Genomic DNA, 18,886 nt, shown 5'->3' with positions numbered 1-18,886 from the left:
AGGAGCATCCCATGGATCTCTCGCTGGACCGTCCTGACGACTACCTGTTCGTGCGCCGCACGAGCGCCGATGCCATCACCCTGGCCGACCGGGAACTGAAACGCAGCTTCCTGCTGACACCCGACCAGGTGGTCGAGAACTGGGCGGCGGACAGCGCGGAGAGGTTGTCGGCGGATCACGTGGAAGCGCTTCTTGCGCTGCAACCGGAACTGGTGCTGCTTGGCACGGGCCAGCGACAGGTTTTCCCGGCCCCCGCGTTCACGGCCGGTTTCCTGCGCAAGGGCGTGGGTATCGAGGTCATGGACAATGCCGCGGCCGCGCGCACCTACAACCTGCTGGCCGGCGAAGGGCGCCGGGTGCTCGCGGCGTTCATCCTCGGCGCCGCCGGCGTTTCCTGACCGCCAGCGCCGGGGTTATTGCGCGGGCAGGTATTTCAGCGGGTCCACCGGATTTCCGTCCTTGCGGATCTGGAACTGCAGCTCGTTGCGGCTGGCGCCGGTGGAACCCATTTCGGCAATCTGCTGGCCCGCGCTGACGCGCTGGCCTTCCTTGACCAGCCGCTTGCGATTGTGGCCATAGGCGGACAGGTAACTGTCGCTGTGCTTGATGATCACCAGCTCGCCGTACCCGACCAGGCCGTTGCCGCTGTAGACCACCACGCCGCTGGCCGCCGCCAGGACAGGCTCGCCGGATTTGCCGGCGATCTCGATACCGGGGATGGCATCGCTGCCGTTGAACCGCTTGACCACCGAACCGGACGCGGGCCAGCGCCAGGTGATGCCGCCGGCCGAATGCGAGGCGCCCACCGCCGCCGGCGGCGCGGCTGGCGGCAAATGCGGCGGTGCCGCCTCGCCGGCCACCGGGACGGCGGCAACCGTTGCGGATGCGCCCGCGGCAGTCGCGGTCGCAGCGCTTGTCGCTGCCTGTGCCGTGGAACCGGCCGCAGCAGCCGGGGGCGTTCCGGTCGACGCCGGCGCCGGCGTGGGTGTCGTGGCCGGAATCGTCTGGAACACGGGCTCCGTTGTCGCAACCGCGGTGGGCGCCGTGGCAGGCGCGGCAGTTGCGGCTGGCGGCGACAATTTCAAGGTCTGGCCCGGCCAGATGGTGAACGGCGCGGCGATGCCGTTCCACTGGGCGAGGTCACGAAAGTCCACGCCACTGCGAAAGGCGATCGAATACAGCGTGTCGCCCCGCGCCACGACGTAGCTGCCGCCCGGGATGGGCGTACGGGCGGCGGTCGCCGTGGAAGCCGTGACCGGAACGGCTGCGGAGCGGGCTGGCGCCGTCGCCACGGCCGATCCACCGGCCGGCTCGAACACCACCGAACTGCGCATGGTTCCGCAGCCGGCCAGGGCCAGCGCGGCGAGCGAGACGAAGGACAGCTGCGGCAATCGATTCATGGTCATCAGCATAACGAGCCGTCCATTCCTTTTCACGGTGCGCCGGTTCAACGCAGCAGCCACCAGCCCAGCAACGCGCCCAGCACCACCAGCGCCGCCCAGCCGAACCACTCGATGTACTTGTGCAGGATGCGTTCGGCGCGATCACCGAAGAAGCGGATCAGCAAGGCCAGCAGCCAGACCCGCTTGCCCCGCCCCAGCGCCATGCACGCCAGGAACGGCAGGATCGGCACCGCCACGATGCCCGCCGCCCAGGTGATGAATTTCATCGGCACCACCGGTTGCAGGGCCGCCAGGATCAGCACGCCGAACATGCCCCAGCGATGGGTCGCCATCTCGGTGCGCAAGACCTCCACGCCGTGTTCGATCGGCGCAAGGAAATGCAGGGCCTCGAGCGCGGGTTTCAGGGCGTGGAATGCCCAGTGGCCGAGCACATAGCCCACCAGCGCGCCCAGCAGCGAGAACAGCAGGCTGATATTTGCGAAATGGAACGCCCGCTGCCGTTTGCCCAGCATCATCGGCGCCAGCATCACTTCCGGCGGAACCGGAAAGATGAAGGCTTCGACGAAACTCAGGGCGGAAAGGTAATAGATCGCGCGCGGCTCGCGCGCCCATACCAGCGCACGGGCGTAAAGCGTACCGAACAGGCGCATCAGCCGATCCCACCCAGCAGGGGCACGAAACTCACGGCGCCCAGTTCTTCCTGGATGAAGTCGCCCTCCCCGTCGCCACGCAGACGGATCAAGGTCTGGCTGCTGGGCGAGCCTACCGGCGCCACCAGCACGCCGGTGGGGGTGAGTTGGTCGAGGATGCGGGTGGGCACGGTATCTCCTGCGGCGGTGAGGATGATCGCGTCGAACGGTGCCTCGTCGGCCCAGCCCAGCTTGCCGTCATCGTGCTTGGAGCGCAGGTTGGCCAAGCCAAGCTGCCGAAACCGTCGCCGCGCCTGGCGCAGCAATTCCTCGATCCGCTCCACCGTGAACAGCTGCGGCACCAGCGCCGCCAGCACCACCGCCTGGTAGCCCGAGCCGGTGCCGATCTCCAGCACCTTGCGCGGCATGCCCTGTTTCGGATCGAACGGCTCCAGCAGCGCCTCGGTCATCCGCGCCACCACCCACGGTTGCGAAATGGTCTGGCCGTGGCCGATCGGCAACGCCGTGTTCTCGTAGGCGCGCGCATGCAGCGCCTGGTCGATGAAATGATGCCGCGGCGTGTTGCGGATGACTTCGATCACGCGCGAATCGCGGATGCCGGCCTCCTTGAGACTGTTGGCCAGCCGGTCGCGCGCGCGCTGCGACGTCATGCCTTCGCCCTTGAATGCCGCGGCCGGCAGAGGATAGGGATTCACCGTTCAAGCAACCTCATGTTGGGTGGCGGATCCATCCGCCAGATCATCGCTCAGCGCCTGCATCCAGCTGCTGACTTTCTCCAGCGCCTGGAAGCGCGTCAGGTCCACGTGGATCGGCGTCACCGAAACAAAGCCACGGCGCACCGCGTCGAAATCCGTGCCCGGCCCGGCATCGTCGACCTCACCCGCCGGCCCGATCCACCAGATCGGGCGGCCGCGCGGATCGGCCCGCAGCACGGATGGCGCCGAACGATGGCGTCGGCCAAGCCGGGTGACCTCGAAACCGGCGATCTCCATCCACGGCAGATCGGGCACGTTGACGTTGAGAATGGTATCGGCCGGCAGCGGATCGACCAGCAAACGCTGCATCAGCAACAGCACCGCGCGCGCCGCCGATTCGTAATGCGTACCCTGGTGATCGCTGCTGACCAGCGAGACGGCGATGGCCGGCAACCCCAGGAACCGCCCCTCCATCGCCGCCGACACCGTGCCCGAATAGATCACGTCATCGCCGAGATTGGCGGAGTTGTTGATGCCCGACACCACGATGTCGGGCTCGTCCTCCAGCAGCCCCGACAGCGCCAGATGCACGCAATCGGTGGGCGTGCCGGCCACGCGGTAATAGCCCTCGCCCATCGGCAGCACGCGCACGGGTACGTCGAGGGTCAGCGAATTGCTGGCGCCGGAGCGGTCGCGATCAGGCGCCACCACGGTCACCGTGCCGACCTTGCCCAGGCAATCGGCAAGCACGCGGATGCCCGGTGCATCCACGCCATCATCGTTGCTTACCAGAACTCGCATGCTGATCCGTAGGAAACCGTGAGCTGCAGCCGCCGGGGACGTGAAGCCAGGCGGGCTGGACAACGCGCCAGGCCGCGGGATTCCACCAGGAACGCTCATCCGGCGCCGCGCGCTTCAAGCATTCAAGTCTACCGTAGCGGGCCGCTGCATTCACATGGCGTCGATGCGCGTCCCGACGCATTACCATGGCCGCATGAAACGCAAGCCCGGGCCGATCAGCGATGACGACAGCCGCCTGTTTCGCGAGGCGATCGGCGACACGCGGCCGCTCGACGCGGTGGCCGCGCCACCGGCAGCCGCGAAGCCGGCACCCTACCCGCGCATGTTCGAGGCCGACGAGGCGGCCGTGGCCGGTGAACTGCTGAGGCTCGATTTCGACCCGGCCGCACTGGAAGTGGGCGAGGAGTTGAGTTACCTGCGCGACGGCTATCCACCCAAGCTGCTGCGGCAACTCAAGCGTGGCCAGTTCAGCGTGCAGGACCACATCGACCTGCACCAGATGAACGCCGCCGCGGCCCAGCACAGCATCGTTGATTTTCTGGCCGAAGCGCGCCGCGAGGGCTGGCGCTGCGTGCGCATCGTGCACGGCAAGGGCTTGCGTTCGCGCGCGACCGGCCCGGTACTGAAGGCGCTTACCGATCGCCTGCTGCGTCGCCGCGACGACGTGATCGCCTTCGCCTCGGCGCGCCCGGCACTGGGCGGCACGGGCGCGGTGGTGGTTTTGCTGAAGCGCTGACGGCAGGAGCGCACCCGGTGCGCGATGATTTGCTGAATCCCGAATCCCGAATCCCGAAAAGGCATCGCGCACAGGGTGCGCTCCTACATTGCAGAGGCCAGTTCGCGCACCACGACGGTGGCGTAGGCGCCGGCGGGCAGGTTGAAAGCCAGCTCCAGCGCGTCGTCGGCCAGCCAGCGCCATTTCAGGTCCTGCGGCAGCAGGCGCAGCGGGCGGCGTTCCTGATCCATGCGCGCGGCCGCCAGGCCGTCGGCCAGATCCTGGAAGGCGGCACCGACTTCACGTTCCAATGCGCCTGCCTCGTCCTGCGACGGTGGTTCGCCCCGACCCCACAGTGGGCCGGAGGGGTGGATGTCGCCGCGGGCCAGGCGTTCGGCCAGCACCTCGGTGAAAGGCTCCGGTCCGAACCAGGAGCGTGAACCGGCCAGCGACCAGATTTCGCCCTCCAACGGCGTATCCCATGCGTGCCGCTCGACGCGTGCCGCCAGCACTTCGTTGAAGATCTGCGAGCGCGCGGCAGACAGCAGGAACGAGCGCTTGTCGCGCTCCACCCGACGGCCTGCGAACATGGCCCGGGCCTGCGCCACGTTACTGCCTTCGCGGCCGAAACGCTGCTCGCCGTAATAGTTGGGCACGCCACGGGCAGCGATCTGCCGCAGCACGTGTTCGGCCGCATCGCGATCGCCCTGCACCTCGCGCAACACCAGCACGAAGCGGTTGCCGCGCAAGGCGCCGCGCTTGAGCTTGCGCGAGTGTCGCGTGGCCGCCAATACCTTCACCTCGGCGTGCGGAAAGGCCGACCAGTCCAGCTCGGGCTTGCCGGCCAGTTGTACTGAAAACGTCTGCCGCGTCACCGCGTGACGATCCTTCATTCCCGCGTAGCCCACCGCCACCGGCGCCACGCCGGCAAAGCGGGCCAGCTCGCGCGCCACCCAATCGGTGTTGGCGCCGCGCTTTTCCACCCACAGCAAGACATGCTCGCCGGCGCCATCGGCGTCGTAGCCAAGGACTTCCTCCACCTGGAAATCGTCGGGGCTGGCGCGCAGCCGTGCGGTCAGGGGTGGGGTGCCGCAGGCATGGGGGAGTTCGGACATGGAGATCCAGCGTGTGGTGCGGGCAGCGCGTGCCGCGTTACATCAGGAAAATCGAGGCCAGGCCAAGAAAGATGAAGAAGCCGCCGCTATCGGTCATCGCGGTGATCAGCACGCTGGAGCCCAGCGCCGGATCGCGCCCGAACCGTGTCATCAGCACGGGAATGCCGACGCCGGCGAACGCGGCCAGCAGCAGGTTCAGGGTCATCGCCGCGGTCATCACCAGGCCCAGCGACAGGCTGTCGTAAAGCCACCACGCCACCAGGCCGATCACGCCGCCCCAGATCAGCCCGTTCAGCAGCGACACGGTCAGTTCCTTGCGCCACAACCGCTTGGCGCTTTCGGCGGTGATCTGGTTCAGCGCCAGTGCGCGCACAATCATGGTGATGGTCTGGTTGCCGGAGTTGCCACCGATACCGGCCACGATCGGCATCAGCGCCGCCAGCGCCACCAGCCGTTCGATCGAGTTCTCGAACAGGCCGATGACCCGCGAGGCGATGAAGGCCGTCACCAGGTTGATCGCCAGCCACGACCAGCGGTTGCGCAGGCTGGCCCATACCGAGGCGAAGATGTCCTCCTCCTCGCGCAGACCGGCGCGACTCAACGCCTCGCTCTCGCCTTCCTCGCGGATCACGTCGACCATCGCGTCGATGGTGATGCGCCCGATCAGGTGGCCGTGGTCATCCACCACCGGCGCGGTCACCAGGTCGTAGCGCTCGAACGCCTGCGCCACTTCGTAGGCGTCGTTTTCGGGATGGAAGGTGTTGACGTCCGGCGCCATCACCTCGCTCACCATCTTGTCGGGCGCGTTGACCAGCAGCCAGTGCAACGGCAGCACGCCGGTGAGCAGGTTGTCCTGGTTGATCACGAACAGCTTGTCGGTCTGCGCGGGCAGTTCGTCCCAGCGGCGCAGGTAGCGCAGCACCACTTCCAGGCTCACGTCCTCGCGGATCGTGACCATCTCGAAATCCATCAGCGCGCCGAGCTGGTCGTCCTCGTACGACAGCGCCGACTGCACCTGCTCGCGCTGCTGCGCGTCCAGGCCGGCCATCAGCTCCGGCAGCATCGCGGTGGGCAGATCCTCGACCAGGTCGGCCAGTTCGTCGGCGTCGAGGGTCTCGGCAGCGGCCAGGATCTCGTGGCGATCCATGTCCGCGATCAGCGATTCGCGTACCGCGTCGGAGACTTCCAGCAGGATCTCGCCGTCCCGGTCGGCCTTCACCAATTGCCAGATCGCCAGGCGATCATCCAGCGGCAGTGATTCGAGGATGAAGGCGATATCGGCCGGATGCAGCTCGTCCAGCTGCTGGCGCAAATCGATCAGCACGTCCGCCGGCAGGCGGCCATCGGCCTCGTGCCGATGCAGCAGCTCGACGATGAGGTCGAGCCGGTCGTGCAACCGGCTGGCGGCGCTGCGGGCTTCTACTTCGGTCACGCGCGCTCCAGCAGGACGCACGCTTGCGCGGCTATCCCTTCTCCCCGGCCGCAGAAGCCGAGTTTTTCGGTGGTGGTGGCCTTGACGCTGATGCGGCCGACGTCGCTGCCGAGATCGGCCGCAAGGCATTGGCGGATGGACGCCACGTGCGGACCGACTTTCGGCGCCTCGCCGATCACGGTGACATCCGCGTTGCCCAGCAGGTAACCGTGTTGCTTCATCAACTGCGCCGCATGGCGCAAAAACTGGCGGCTGTCGGCGCCGCGCCAGCGCTCGTCGCGCGGCGAAAAATGGGTGCCGATATCGCCCAGCGCCAGCGCGCCGAAGATCGCGTCGCACAGGGCATGGATCACCACGTCGCCGTCGGAGTGCGCCACCAGCCCGCGCCCGTGCGGCACGCGCACGCCACCGAGCATGACGTGGTCGCCGTCGCCGAACGCATGCACGTCGAAGCCCTGGCCGATCCTCATTGCCGCATGCCGGGCGAAAGCGCGAAAGGGTGCATCGCGTTGGCGTTCATGTCACGGTCCTCGAAAGCAGGTACGCCGCCAGCGGAAAATCCGTTGCGGTGGTGACCTTGATATTGTCTTCGGCGCCTTCCACCAGCAGCGGAGCGTAGCCGGCCAGTTCCATCGCCATCGCCTCGTCGCTGACGGCGCGGCCATCGCCCGCCGCCTTGCGCAGCGCCGCGGCCAGTTGACCACGGCGAAACATTTGCGGCGTGAACGCGCGCCAGCGCTGGTCGCGCGGCTCGGTCCGCGCGCTGCAACCGGCCGCGTCGGCGCGCTTCAGCGTGTCGCGCAACGGCGCTCCCAGCAAACCGCCATCCCTCGCACTACCACGCTCGATCAAACGGCTGATGTCGTCCAGGCGCACGCAGGGTCGTGCCGCGTCGTGCACCAGCACGAAGTCGTTCTGCCCGACCGCGGCCGGCAACGCGTCGATGCCGGCCAGCACCGAGTCGCTGCGCTCGGCGCCGCCCGCGGCGGTCAACACCGGCTTGCCGTTGAGTTCGGCGATGCCCGGCCAGTGCGCATCGTCCGCCCCCAGTGTCACCAGCAGCCCGGCGATTTGCGGGTGCGCGGCAAGACGTTCCAGCGTGTGCTCGATCAACGGCCGCCCAGCCAGCGGCAGGTATTGCTTGGGGCAATGACCACCCACCCGCGTGCCGCGCCCGGCGGCCGGCACCACGCACCACAGCGAGCCGGTCATTGCGCGCCCGCGGGCGGCGCGGCCGGCGGCGGTGGGGGCAGCGAAACGCTGGCCGCCGTGGCCGGCCGCTCATCCACCTGGTAGAACGTCTCGCCGGGCTTGATCAGGCCCAATTCGTTGCGCGCACGCGCTTCGACGGCCTGCTCGCCCTGCTTCAGATCCAGCACGTCGGCTGCCAGTGCCTGGTTGCGCTGCAGCAGCCGTGCGTTCTCGTCGGTCTGCTTTTTCAGCGAAGTGCGCAAGGTGTCCACCTCGCGCACGCCGCCGCTGCCGGACCACAGTTTCAGCTGCAGCCCGACAAGCATCACGATCAAGATCAGGGCAACCCAGCGCAGCATGGGATGTCGTGGCTCCCGTCAACCGGGCAGGCGCGTCAGGTTCGGGAACGCGTCACGACCGGCATAGCGCGCGGCGCTGCCCAGGGCCTCTTCGATGCGCAGCAGCTGGTTGTACTTCGCCACACGGTCACTGCGGCACAGCGAACCGGTCTTGATCTGGGTGGCCGTGGTGGCCACCGCGATGTCGGCGATGGTGGTGTCCTCGGTCTCGCCCGAACGGTGGGAGATCACCGCGGAGTACTTCGCCGCATCGGCCATCGCGATCGCTTCCAGCGTCTCGGACAGCGTGCCGATCTGGTTCACCTTGATCAGGATCGAGTTGGCGATCTTCTTCTCGATGCCCTCGCGGAAGATCGTGGGATTGGTCACGAACAGGTCGTCACCGACCACCTGCACGGAATCGCCGATCCGGTCGGTCAGGAGTTTCCAGCCGTCCCAGTCGCCTTCGGCCATGCCGTCCTCGATGGTGACGATGGGGTACTGCCTGGCCCAGCCGGCCAGCAGGTCGACGAACTCGGCCGAGCTGTACTGCTTGCCTTCGCCGGCCAGGTCGTACTTGCCGTCCCGGTAGAACTCCGAACTGGCCGCATCCAGGCCCAGCAGGATCTCGCTGCCGACCTTGTAGCCGGTCTTGTTGATCGCTTCGAGAATGGTGTCTAGCGCCTCGATGTTGGAACGCAGGTTGGGCGCGAAGCCGCCTTCGTCGCCCACGGCGGTGTTGAGGCCCTTGCCCTTCAGCACGCTCTTCAGGGCGTGGAAGATCTCGGCGCCGGCACGCAGCGCCTCGGCGAAGCTGGGCAGGCCCACCGGCAGCACCATGAACTCCTGCACGTCGATGTTGTTGTCCGCGTGCTCGCCGCCGTTGATGATGTTCATCATCGGCACCGGCAGGGCGCCGGGCTTGCCGTCCTTCGACAGGTACTTCCACAGCGGCTCGCCGCGGGAGGCGGCTACCGCATGCGCCGCTGCCATCGAAACACCGAGCAGCGCGTTTGCGCCCAGCTTGCCCTTGTTGGGGGTGCCGTCCAGCGCGATCAGCTTCGCATCCAGGCCCTTCTGGTCGGCCGCGTCGAAGCCCTTCAGCGTGTCGGCGATGCCGCCGTTGACATTGGCCACCGCATTTTTCACACCCTTGCCGCCGTAACGCGACTTGTCGCCGTCGCGCAGTTCAACGGCCTCGCGCGAACCGGTCGAGGCGCCGCTGGGCACGGCGGCACGACCGAAGGCGCCATCGGCGAGCGTTACTTCGGCTTCCAGCGTGGGGTTGCCACGCGAGTCGAGGATTTCACGGGCGTGGATGCGGGTGATCTGTGTGCTCATGTCAGTCCAGTTGGAGGGGAATTGAATAAAGTTGCACCGGGTAGGAGCGCACCGTGTGCGCGATTGTTTTTCGATCCATCACGAAAAGCATCGCGCACAGGGTGCGCTCCTACACCGTCTGTTCCAGGAAACCGTGGCGCTTGGTGACGGCGTCGAGTTCCAGCAGCGTCTCCAGCAGCGCCTTCATCTTGTCCAGCGGCCAGGCGTTGGGGCCGTCGCTCAGCGCCTTGCTGGGGTCCGGGTGTGTTTCGGCGAAAAGCCCGGCCACGCCCACCGCCACGGCGGCGCGCGCCAGCACCGGCACGAACTCGCGCTGGCCGCCCGAGGTGGCGCCCTGCCCGCCCGGCAACTGCACCGAATGGGTGGCGTCGAATACCACCGGGCAACCGGTGTCGCGCATCACGCTGAGCGAGCGCATGTCGGAAACGAGGTTGTTGTAGCCGAAGCTGGCGCCGCGCTCGCACACCATGATGCTGTCGTTGCCCACGGCCCTGGCCTTGGCCACCACGTGCTTCATGTCCCACGGCGCCAGGAACTGGCCCTTCTTGATGTTGACCGGCTTGCCGGCGCGGGCCACCTTCTGGATGAAATCGGTCTGGCGGCACAGGAACGCCGGCGTCTGCAGCACGTCGACCACCGACGCCACTTCGTCCATCGGGGTGTACTCGTGCACGTCGGTGAGCACCGGCACGCCGATCTGGCGTTTCACCTCGCCCAGGATGCGCAGGCCCTCTTCCAGCCCCGGCCCGCGGAAGCTTTCGCCCGAGGAACGGTTCGCCTTGTCGAAGCTGGACTTGAAGATGAAGTGGATGCCGAGCCCGCTGGTGATTTCCTTCAGCGTGCCGGCGGTGTCCAGCTGCAGTTGCTCGGACTCCACCACGCAGGGGCCGGCGATCAGGAACAGGGGTTGGTCCAGCCCGATATCGAATCCGCAAAGCTTCATGGGAGGTGTTTCCTGGTCAATAGGCCATGCCGCGTCATGCGGTGGCCTGCACGCCGGCCAGCGGCTCGCCCTCGCGCACGGCCTTGTACTCGGCGGCGGCACGGACGAAATCGCTGAACAGCGGATGGCCGTCGCGCGGGGTGGAGGTGAACTCCGGGTGGGCCTGGCAGGCCAGGAACCACGGATGCTGCTGCTGCGGCAGTTCCACCACTTCCACCAGCAGGTCATCCATCGACTTGCCGGAGATCACCAGGCCCTGGTCCTCGAACGACTGGCGGTAGCGGTTGTTGAATTCGTAGCGATGGCGATGGCGCTCGCGCACCACCTCCTGGCCATAGAGCTGGCGCGCCAGCGTGCCCGCCTTCAGGCGGCACTCCTGCGCGCCCAGGCGCATGGTGCCGCCCAGGTCGGAGCGGTCGCTGCGCTGCTCGATCTCGCCGGTGGCGGTGGTCCACTCGGTGATCAGGCCGATCACCGGGTTGGCGGTGTTGCGGTCGTTCTCGCTGGAATCGGCGTCGGTCAGCCCGGCCACGTGGCGGGCGAAATCCACCACTGCCGCGTGCATGCCGTAGCAGATGCCGAAATACGGCACGCCGTGTTCGCGCGCGTACTTGGCAGTGAGCACCTTGCCCTCGAAGCCGCGCTTGCCGAAGCCGCCGGGGACCAGGATCGCGTCCACCTTGCCCAGCACCTCGGCCGCGCCCTCGGCCTCGATCCGCTCGGAGTCGATCCAGTCCAGGTTCACCCGCGTCTGCTGGCGGATGCCGCCATGGCGCAAGGCCTCGGCCAGCGACTTGTACGCGTCCTTGTGCTCCACGTACTTGCCCACGATGGCGATGTTGACCTCGTTCCTGGGGTGCTCCACCGCGTCGACCGTGCGCCGCCAGCTGGACAGATCCGCCGGTTCGGCGTCCAGGCCCAGCCGCTTCACCACGATGTCATCCAGGCCCTGGCTGTGCAGCCACAGCGGCATCTTGTAGATCACGTCGACATCCGGCGCGCTGATGACGGCGGACTCGGGCACGTTGGTGAACAGCGCGATCTTGCGCCGCTCGGCCTCCGGCAGGGCCTCCTCACAGCGGCACAGCAGGATGTCCGGCTGGATACCGATCGAGCGCAGCTCCTTCACCGAGTGCTGGGTCGGCTTGGTCTTGATCTCGCCGGCGGCCTTGATGAAGGGCACCAGGGTGAGATGCATGAACACCACCTTGTCCGGGCCTTGCTCCACGCGCAGCTGGCGGATGGCCTCCAGGAACGGCAGCGATTCGATGTCGCCCACGGTGCCGCCGATCTCCACGAGCCCCACGTCGAAACCGCGCGTGGCCTCGTGGATGCAGTGCTTGATCTCGTCGGTGATGTGCGGGATCACCTGCACGGTGGCACCGAGGTAATCGCCGCGGCGCTCCTTGCGGATCACGCTTTCGTAGATCTTGCCGGTGGTGATGGAATTCTTGCCGGTGAGCCGGGTGTGCATGAAGCGCTCGTAATGCCCCAGGTCAAGATCGGTCTCGGCGCCGTCGTCGGTCACATAGACCTCGCCGTGCTGAAACGGGCTCATCGTGCCCGGATCGACATTGATATAGGGGTCGAGCTTCATCATGGTGACCGAGAGCCCGCGAGCCTCAAGAATGGACGCGAGTGACGCCGCCGCGATGCCCTTGCCAAGCGAGGACACTACACCGCCGGTGACGAAGATCAGGGGGGTCATGAAATTCAGCCGTGCTGGAAATCGGCATTTTAGCGGCAGTTGCGTCCAGCCGCGAGGGATCAGTGCAAATTACTGGCGAAAGATTCAGCTGGCATGGCAAAACACCGCGCGATGACCCGGTTGCGCGCGGCCGATGGACTCGACGCGGCTGCTAATATCCAGCGATGACCCAGCCCGTACCGACCCGCCTGGCCGCCTTGCGCGCCGCCATGCAGCAACACGGCGTCGCCGCCGTACTCGTCCCCAGCGCCGACCCGCACCTGTCCGAATACCTGCCCGCGCACTGGCAGGCGCGCACGTGGCTGTCCGGGTTCGACGGTTCGGCCGGCACCCTCGTGGTCACCGCCTCCGAGGCCCGGCTATGGACCGATTCGCGCTATTTCTCGCAAGCCGAGCAGCAACTGGCCGGCAGCGGCATCGCGCTGATGAAGGAACGCGTGGCAGGCGTGCCCGATCACCTGTCGTGGCTGCAGCAGCAACTGCAGCGTGGCGACGTGCTGGCGGTGGCCGGCGACAGTGTCTCGGTCAACGCACAGCGCCAGATCGAGCGCATGCTGGCCAGGACGGGCGCCGCCGTCCGCATCGACCTGGACCTGCCCGGCGCGATCTGGCCGGACCGCCCCGCCCTGCCGCAGGCGCCGGTGTTCGCCCATGATCCCGTCTACGCCTGCGTGCCGCGCGCCGAAAAGCTGGCACGGCTGCGCGAGGCGATGCGCGCACAGGGCGCCAGCCACCACCTGCTGTCCAGCCTGGACGACATCGCATGGCTGACCAACCTGCGCGGCAGCGACGTCGAGTGCAATCCGGTATTCCTGGCCCACCTGCTGGTCGAGGCCGCAGGCCGCGCTGTCCTGTTTGTCGATCGGGGCAAACTCGATGATGCTTTGGTCGCCGAACTTGCCGCCGATGGCATCGATATCGCGCCTTACGAAACCCTCACCGGCGCCCTGGGCGCGCTGACGGCCGGCGACAAGCTGCTGCTGGACAGCGGCCGCGTGGTCAGCGCCGTCGCCGCCGCCATCCCGGCGCACACGGCGCGCATCGAGGCGGCCAACCCCAGCACCGCGTTCAAGGCGATCAAGACCGCGGCCGAGCTCGACCATATCCGCGAAGTGATGCGCCGTGACGGCGTGGCCCTGGTCCGCGCGTTTCGGGAGTTGGAGGATCGGCTGGGTGCCGGCGAGTCGCTCACCGAACTGGATGTGGACACCCTGCTGCACCGGCAGCGTTCGGCGCAACCAGGCTGGGTCGGCGAAAGCTTCGCCACCATCGCCGGCTACCTGGCCAACGGCGCGTTGCCGCATTACCGCGCCACGCCCGAAGCGCACAGCAAGCTGCAGGCAAAAGGCCTGCTGCTGGTCGATTCCGGTGGCCAGTACCTGGGCGGCACCACCGACATCACCCGCGTGCTGGCGCTGGGCGAAACCACGCCCGAGCAACGGCGCGACGCCACCCTGGTGATGAAGGGAATGATCGCGCTGTCGCGCGCCCGTTTCCCGAAAGGTGCCAGCGGCCCGCAACTGGACGCGCTGGCGCGTGCACCGTTGTGGGCCTGCGGCATGGACTACGGCCACGGCACCGGCCACGGCGTGGGCTATTTCCTCAACGTGCACGAAGGCCCGCACGGCATCCGCCCGCCCTCGCCCGGCGGCGCGCTGGTGCCGCTGGAGCCGGGCATGATCAGCTCGATCGAGCCGGGCCTGTACAAGCCCGGCCGCCACGGCATCCGCCACGAAAACCTGGCAGTGGTGATCGAGGCCGAGCAGACCGAATTCGGTGAATTCCTCGCCTTCGAAACGCTGACGCTATGCCCGTTCGACCGCCGCGCACTGGAACCGGCCCTGCTCAATCCCGATGAACGCGCCTGGCTGGACGACTACCACGCCACCGTGCGCGCGGCACTGGAGCCGCTGCTGGACGGCGCCGATCTGGCCTGGCTGCAGCGCCATTGCGTACCGTTGGGGTGAGGGGAGAAAGGAATGAGTGAAGAGGAGTGAGCAGTGAGAGAAAAGCACAAGCTCGGCACGATTGCCTTCTCTCACTTCTCACTCCTCCCCACTCACTCCTGCCCTTGACCTCCTCGCCCCTGCCGCCCATCCTGCCCCGTTACCTTTCACAGTCATCGCCTCATGAGCAATCGTTACGACGCCGCCGATATCGAAGTCCTCTCCGGCCTGGATCCGGTCAAGCGCCGGCCCGGCATGTACACCGACACCAGCCGGCCCAACCACCTGGTGCAGGAGGTGGTCGACAACTCGGTGGACGAGGCGCTGGCGGGCCACGCCAGCCATATCGAGGTGACGCTGCACGCCGACGGCTCGGTGGAAGTAAGCGACGACGGCCGCGGCATGCCGGTGGACATCCATCCGGACGAGGGCATTCCCGGTGTCGAGCTGATCCTCACGCGGCTGCATGCGGGCGGCAAGTTCTCCGGTGACAACTACAGCTTCTCCGGCGGCCTGCATGGCGTGGGCGTGTCGGTGGTCAATGCCTTGTCGAGCCGGGTGGAAGTCACCATCCGCCGCGACGGCAGCGAACAGCGCATGGCGTTCGAGAACGGCAACCGCGCCAGCGAGCTGGAACTGCTCGGCACGGTGCCGAAAAAACGCACCGGCACCACGCTGCGCTTCTGGGCCGACCCCAAATATTTCGACACGCCGAAAATCTCGGTGCCCAAGCTCAAGCACCTGCTGCGCGCCAAGGCGGTGCTGTGCGCGGGACTCCATGTGAAGCTCACCGACGCGGCCAGCGGCGAAGTCATCGAGTGGCATTACGAGGACGGCCTGCGCGATTACCTGGGCAGCGAGCTCGACGGGGCCGAGGCGCTGCCGGCGGAGTTGTTCGTGCACCACGTGGCCCGCGACACCGAGGGCCTGGACGTGGCGCTGGCCTGGCTGCCCGAAGGCGAGCTGGTGCAGGAAAGCTACGTCAACCTCATCCCCACCGCGCAGGGCGGCACCCACGTCAACGGCCTGCGCAGCGGCCTCACCGTGGCCATCCGCGAGTTCTGCGACATCCGCAACCTGCTGCCGCGCGGCGTGAAGCTGGCACCGGAAGACGTGTGGGAGCGGCTGTCCTTCGTGCTGTCGGCGCGCTTGCGCGATCCGCAGTTCGCCGGCCAGACCAAGGAGCGGCTGTCCTCGCGCCATGCCGCCGGCATGGTCGAGAACATCATCCACGATGCTTTCAGCATCTGGCTGAACCAGCACACCGAGATCGGCGAGCGCATCGCCCAGCTGGCGATCGAGCGTGCCAGCGCGCGCCTGAAAGCCTCCAAGCAGGTGGTGCGCAAGAAGATCACCCAGGGCCCTGCCCTGCCCGGCAAGCTGGCCGACTGCACCGCCACCGACCTCACCCGCACCGAGCTGTTCCTGGTCGAGGGCGACTCCGCCGGCGGCAGCGCCAAGCAGGCGCGCGACAAGGAGTTCCAGGCGATCCTGCCGCTGCGCGGCAAGATCCTCAACACCTGGGAGGTGGAATCCACCCTGGTGCTGGCCTCCGAGGAAGTGCACAACCTGGCCGTCGCGATCGGCTGCGATCCGGGCAAGGATGATCTGAGCGGCTTGCGCTACGGCAAGATCATCATCCTGGCCGACGCCGACTCCGACGGCCTGCACATCGCCACCCTGCTGTCGGCGCTGTTCCTGAAGCATTTTCCCAAGCTCGTCAGCGAGGGCCACGTGTTCGTGGCCATGCCGCCGCTGTTCCGCGTGGACGTGGGCAAGCAGGTGTTCTATTGCCTGGACGAAGGCGAGAAGGCGGCGATGCTGCAGCGGATCGAGCGCGAGAAGATGAAAGGCGCGGTCAGCACCACCCGCTTCAAGGGCCTGGGCGAAATGAACCCGCCGCAGCTGCGCGAATCCACCATCCATCCCGACACCCGCCGGCTGGTGCAGCTGACCACCGGCGAGCAGGACGGCACCGCCCGGGTAATGGATCTGCTGCTGGCGAAGAAGCGCGCCAGCGACCGCAAGGCCTGGCTGGAGGAAAAGGGCGACCTGGCCACGCTGGAGGTTTGACCGGCGTCAGGCACGCTTCGACTTCGCTGCGCTACGCTCAGGAAGAACGGCTCAACATTCGCACCATCCTCAGCCGTTCACCCTGGGCGTAGCGCAGCGAAGTCGAAGGGCCACGCCGCCAGGAGATAACACGAACCGCAGGCTATCGCACCATGCCAAGCTGGACCCGTCGTTCCATCGAAATCCTGGCCGCCGAGGCCGCGCGTTCGGCCGACACCCACCTGATCCGGCTGGATCTGCCCGCGTTTCCCGGCATTCCGCTGTACCTCAAGGACGAATCGGCGCACCCGACCGGCAGCCTGAAGCACCGGCTGGCGCGTTCGCTGTTCCTGTATGCCATCTGCAATGGCTGGCTGCATGAAGACCAGCCGGTGATCGAGGCCTCCAGCGGCAGCACCGCGATCTCCGAGGCGTACTTCGCGCGCCTGCTCGGCCTGCCCTTCATTGCCGCGATGCCGCGGCGCACCTCGTGCGACAAGATCGCGCAGATCGAGCGCTTCGGCGGGCGCAGCCATCTCATCGACGGCACCGACGTGTACGGCGCCGCCGAGCAGCTGGCGCGCGAGTCCGACGGCTTCTACATGGACCAGTTCACCTACGCCGAGCGCGCCACCGACTGGCGCGGCAACAACAACATCGCCGAATCGATCTTTCGCCAGATGGAGCGCGAATCCGACCCGGTGCCGCGCTGGATCGTGGTTTCCGCCGGCACCGGCGGCACCTCGGCCACCATCGGCCGCTATATCCGCTACGGCGCGGCCCGCAGCGACGGCACCCGCTTGGCGGTGGTCGACCCGGAAAACTCGGTGTTCCTGGACTACTACAACAGCGGCGACGCCTCGCTGCGGCTGGATTGCGGCTCGCGCATCGAAGGCATCGGCCGTCCGCGGGTGGAGCCCTCGTTCATCCGTGGCGTGATCGACCGCATGATCCGCGTGCCCGACAACGCCAGCATGGCCGCGCTGCGCGTGCTGGAGCGCTTGCTGGGCCGCCGCTGCGGCGGTTCCACCGGCACCAACCTGGTCGGCGCGCTGCAGCTGATGTGCGAACTGCGCGACGCCGGCGAACGCGGGCCGGTAGTCACGCTGATCTGCGACGGCGGCGAGCGTTATCGCGAGACGTACTACAACGATGCCTGGCTGGCCGGCGAAGGCTTCGATGTGGGCGGCGAACAGGCGCGGCTGGAGCAGGTCATCCAGAGCGGCCGCTGGATCGACGCCTGACGCCATCCGGCACCGACCCCTTTTTCTTCGGAAACCACGCATGGCCCTGCTACCGCCACTCGACCTGCAACGCTGGATCGACGACAACCGCCACCTGCTGAAACCGCCGGTGGGCAACAAGTGCATCGTCGATGGCGACTTCATCATCATGATCGTGGCCGGGCCCAACGCGCGCACCGACTATCACTACGACGAAGGCCCGGAGTTCTTCCATCAACTGGAAGGCGAGATGATCCTGAAGGTGCAGGACGAGGGCCAACCGCGCGACATCCCCATCCGTGCCGGCGAGCTTTTCTACCTGCCGCCACGCGTGCCGCACTCACCGCAACGCCTGCCCGGATCGATCGGCCTGGTGATCGAGCGACGACGCCTGGCCGGCGAGAAGGATGGCCTGCTGTGGTTCTGCGAACACTGCAACCACCGTTTGTTCGAGGAGTACTTCGTGCTCGACAGCATCGAACACGACTTCCCGCCGGTGTTCGACCGCTTCTATGGCTCTATCGAGGCGCGCACCTGCACCGCCTGCGGACACGTCAATCCGGCACCGGCGAAATACGCGTAGGCCCGCTTTTTTGCAGGAGCGACTTCAGTCGCGACGCTCCCGGTTTTCATGAAGGGTCGCGACTGAAGTCGCTCCTACAGTGGCTTGCGCGCCAGCCATTTTTGCGCCATGCGACGCAGTGAAATATCCAGGCTTTCGTCGGCAGCCACCTCCGCCACGGGCCGCCAGGCCAGCGCACGCGATTCGCTGTTGACCACGAAGCGCTCATCCGCGCCGGCGCGCACCACGTAGCGCACGTCGTAATGCCAATGTTCGGGCTCGGCGCCGCGAGTGGGAATGCGGTGGCGATCGATATCGAAGATGTCGCCTGCGACATGCAAACCGGGTACGCCGGTTTCCTCCTGCGCCTCGCGCAAGGCCACTGCCGCCAGGTCGGGATCGCCATCGGCATGACCGCCCGGCTGCAACCAGCGATCGAGCTTGCGGTGATGCATCAGCAGCACGCGCTCGCCGTCGCCGCTGACCAGCCAGGCCGAGCCGGTGAAATGCGCCGACGCGTGGCTGCGCTGGAAGACATCGGGGTGGCTGCGCAGGAAAATCCCGAACTGCGCGACGGTTTTTTCCTCCCCCTGCCACAAGTCACGGTAGCGGCACAGCGATTCGGCCAGAACGTTTTGCGGTGCCTGCATCGTCATCCATCCGGTTCATGAAAGTGCGCTGCAACAAGCCTTTGCAGGGCCTGAATCCAGCTTGTACAAGCCCCAACGCTCGGCTATGTTGGCCCACTATTCGCATCTCCGCACCACGTCG

The 18,886-nt window shown here is 67.1% G+C and carries 19 protein-coding genes; 6 read left to right on the top strand and 13 right to left on the bottom strand.

Annotated features, from left to right (window positions below; translation table 11 throughout):
* Positions 1 to 11 precede the first annotated feature (11 nt).
* Positions 12 to 398, top strand: a complete 387-nt coding sequence (locus ABD017_RS14910; protein WP_343883571.1) for an Mth938-like domain-containing protein — start codon at positions 12 to 14, stop codon at positions 396 to 398.
* A gap of 15 nt (positions 399 to 413) precedes the next feature.
* Here ABD017_RS14910 and ABD017_RS14905 read toward each other — a convergent pair whose 3' ends face one another.
* Genes ABD017_RS14905 through surE form a run of 4 tightly spaced genes read right to left on the bottom strand, consistent with a single transcriptional unit; the run spans position 414 to position 3,549 of the window.
* Positions 414 to 1,412 (bottom strand): peptidoglycan DD-metalloendopeptidase family protein, encoded by a 999-nt coding sequence (locus ABD017_RS14905; RefSeq protein WP_343883570.1) that lies wholly within the window; start codon positions 1,410 to 1,412, stop codon positions 414 to 416.
* A 35-nt stretch (positions 1,413 to 1,447) separates the two neighbouring features.
* Entirely contained in the window at positions 1,448 to 2,053 is a 606-nt protein-coding gene (locus ABD017_RS14900) for a YqaA family protein (RefSeq protein WP_343883569.1), read from the bottom strand.
* Positions 2,053 to 2,703 (bottom strand): protein-L-isoaspartate(D-aspartate) O-methyltransferase, encoded by a 651-nt coding sequence (locus ABD017_RS14895; protein ID WP_343883780.1) that lies wholly within the window; start codon positions 2,701 to 2,703, stop codon positions 2,053 to 2,055. Before ABD017_RS14895 ends, ABD017_RS14900 begins: the two co-directional genes overlap by 1 nt.
* Before the next feature lie 48 nt (positions 2,704 to 2,751).
* The gene (gene surE / locus ABD017_RS14890; RefSeq protein ID WP_343883568.1) at positions 2,752 to 3,549 is read right to left on the bottom strand and encodes a 5'/3'-nucleotidase SurE; all 798 of its coding nucleotides are present in this window, start codon (positions 3,547 to 3,549) and stop codon (positions 2,752 to 2,754) included.
* Between the two features lie 193 nt (positions 3,550 to 3,742).
* On the opposite strand from surE, the gene ABD017_RS14885 reads away from it, so the two are divergent.
* Positions 3,743 to 4,285, top strand: a complete 543-nt coding sequence (locus ABD017_RS14885) for a Smr/MutS family protein (protein WP_343883567.1) — start codon at positions 3,743 to 3,745, stop codon at positions 4,283 to 4,285.
* 83 nt (positions 4,286 to 4,368) lie between these two features.
* Here the strand turns inward: ABD017_RS14885 and truD are convergent, their stop codons facing one another.
* The 8 genes from truD to pyrG form a co-directional block, all read right to left on the bottom strand.
* Positions 4,369 to 5,379 (bottom strand): tRNA pseudouridine(13) synthase TruD, encoded by a 1,011-nt coding sequence (gene truD / locus ABD017_RS14880; protein ID WP_343883565.1) that lies wholly within the window; start codon positions 5,377 to 5,379, stop codon positions 4,369 to 4,371.
* A 37-nt stretch (positions 5,380 to 5,416) separates the two neighbouring features.
* Entirely contained in the window at positions 5,417 to 6,811 is a 1,395-nt protein-coding gene (gene mgtE / locus ABD017_RS14875; RefSeq protein WP_343883564.1) for a magnesium transporter, read from the bottom strand.
* Entirely contained in the window at positions 6,808 to 7,281 is a 474-nt protein-coding gene (gene ispF / locus ABD017_RS14870) for a 2-C-methyl-D-erythritol 2,4-cyclodiphosphate synthase (protein WP_343883563.1), read from the bottom strand. Before ispF ends, mgtE begins: the two co-directional genes overlap by 4 nt.
* A 46-nt stretch (positions 7,282 to 7,327) precedes the next feature.
* Positions 7,328 to 8,023 carry a 2-C-methyl-D-erythritol 4-phosphate cytidylyltransferase gene (gene ispD, locus ABD017_RS14865; protein WP_343883562.1) on the bottom strand — a complete coding sequence of 232 codons (696 nt, stop codon included), beginning with the start codon at positions 8,021 to 8,023 and terminating at the stop codon, positions 7,328 to 7,330.
* Positions 8,020 to 8,361: a cell division protein FtsB gene (gene ftsB / locus ABD017_RS14860; RefSeq protein WP_343883561.1), complete on the bottom strand. Its 342-nt coding sequence runs from the start codon at positions 8,359 to 8,361 to the stop codon at positions 8,020 to 8,022. Before ftsB ends, ispD begins: the two co-directional genes overlap by 4 nt.
* Positions 8,362 to 8,379: 18 nt before the next feature.
* Complete coding sequence (eno, locus tag ABD017_RS14855) at positions 8,380 to 9,681, bottom strand: phosphopyruvate hydratase (protein WP_343883560.1); 1,302 nt, start codon at positions 9,679 to 9,681, stop codon at positions 8,380 to 8,382.
* A 109-nt stretch (positions 9,682 to 9,790) separates the two neighbouring features.
* Positions 9,791 to 10,624, bottom strand: a complete 834-nt coding sequence (gene kdsA, locus ABD017_RS14850; RefSeq protein WP_343883559.1) for a 3-deoxy-8-phosphooctulonate synthase — start codon at positions 10,622 to 10,624, stop codon at positions 9,791 to 9,793.
* Between the two features lie 34 nt (positions 10,625 to 10,658).
* Positions 10,659 to 12,332: a CTP synthase gene (gene pyrG / locus ABD017_RS14845; protein WP_343883558.1), complete on the bottom strand. Its 1,674-nt coding sequence runs from the start codon at positions 12,330 to 12,332 to the stop codon at positions 10,659 to 10,661.
* Between the two features lie 164 nt (positions 12,333 to 12,496).
* On the opposite strand from pyrG, the gene ABD017_RS14840 reads away from it, so the two are divergent.
* From ABD017_RS14840 to ABD017_RS14825, 4 genes are all read left to right on the top strand, one after another.
* Positions 12,497 to 14,299 (top strand): aminopeptidase P family protein, encoded by a 1,803-nt coding sequence (locus tag ABD017_RS14840; RefSeq protein WP_343883557.1) that lies wholly within the window; start codon positions 12,497 to 12,499, stop codon positions 14,297 to 14,299.
* A 162-nt stretch (positions 14,300 to 14,461) separates the two neighbouring features.
* On the top strand, positions 14,462 to 16,351 hold the full coding sequence (parE, locus tag ABD017_RS14835) for a DNA topoisomerase IV subunit B (RefSeq protein WP_343883556.1): 1,890 nt from the start codon (positions 14,462 to 14,464) through the stop codon (positions 16,349 to 16,351).
* Positions 16,352 to 16,503: 152 nt separating this feature from the next.
* Positions 16,504 to 17,574: a PLP-dependent cysteine synthase family protein gene (locus tag ABD017_RS14830; protein WP_343883555.1), complete on the top strand. Its 1,071-nt coding sequence runs from the start codon at positions 16,504 to 16,506 to the stop codon at positions 17,572 to 17,574.
* Between the two features lie 40 nt (positions 17,575 to 17,614).
* Positions 17,615 to 18,136, top strand: a complete 522-nt coding sequence (locus tag ABD017_RS14825) for a 3-hydroxyanthranilate 3,4-dioxygenase (protein WP_343883554.1) — start codon at positions 17,615 to 17,617, stop codon at positions 18,134 to 18,136.
* A gap of 74 nt (positions 18,137 to 18,210) precedes the next feature.
* Here the strand turns inward: ABD017_RS14825 and ABD017_RS14820 are convergent, their stop codons facing one another.
* Positions 18,211 to 18,765 carry an NUDIX hydrolase gene (locus ABD017_RS14820; protein ID WP_343883553.1) on the bottom strand — a complete coding sequence of 185 codons (555 nt, stop codon included), beginning with the start codon at positions 18,763 to 18,765 and terminating at the stop codon, positions 18,211 to 18,213.
* Between the last annotated feature and the right edge of the window lie 121 nt (positions 18,766 to 18,886).

It is taken from the genome of Rhodanobacter caeni, from assembly GCF_039523575.1.
In the GTDB taxonomy this organism is placed as follows: Bacteria; Pseudomonadota; Gammaproteobacteria; order Xanthomonadales; family Rhodanobacteraceae; genus Rhodanobacter; species Rhodanobacter caeni.
The sequence above is the reverse complement of the archived record's forward strand: the minus strand, read 5'-3'. Positions and strand labels throughout refer to the sequence as shown.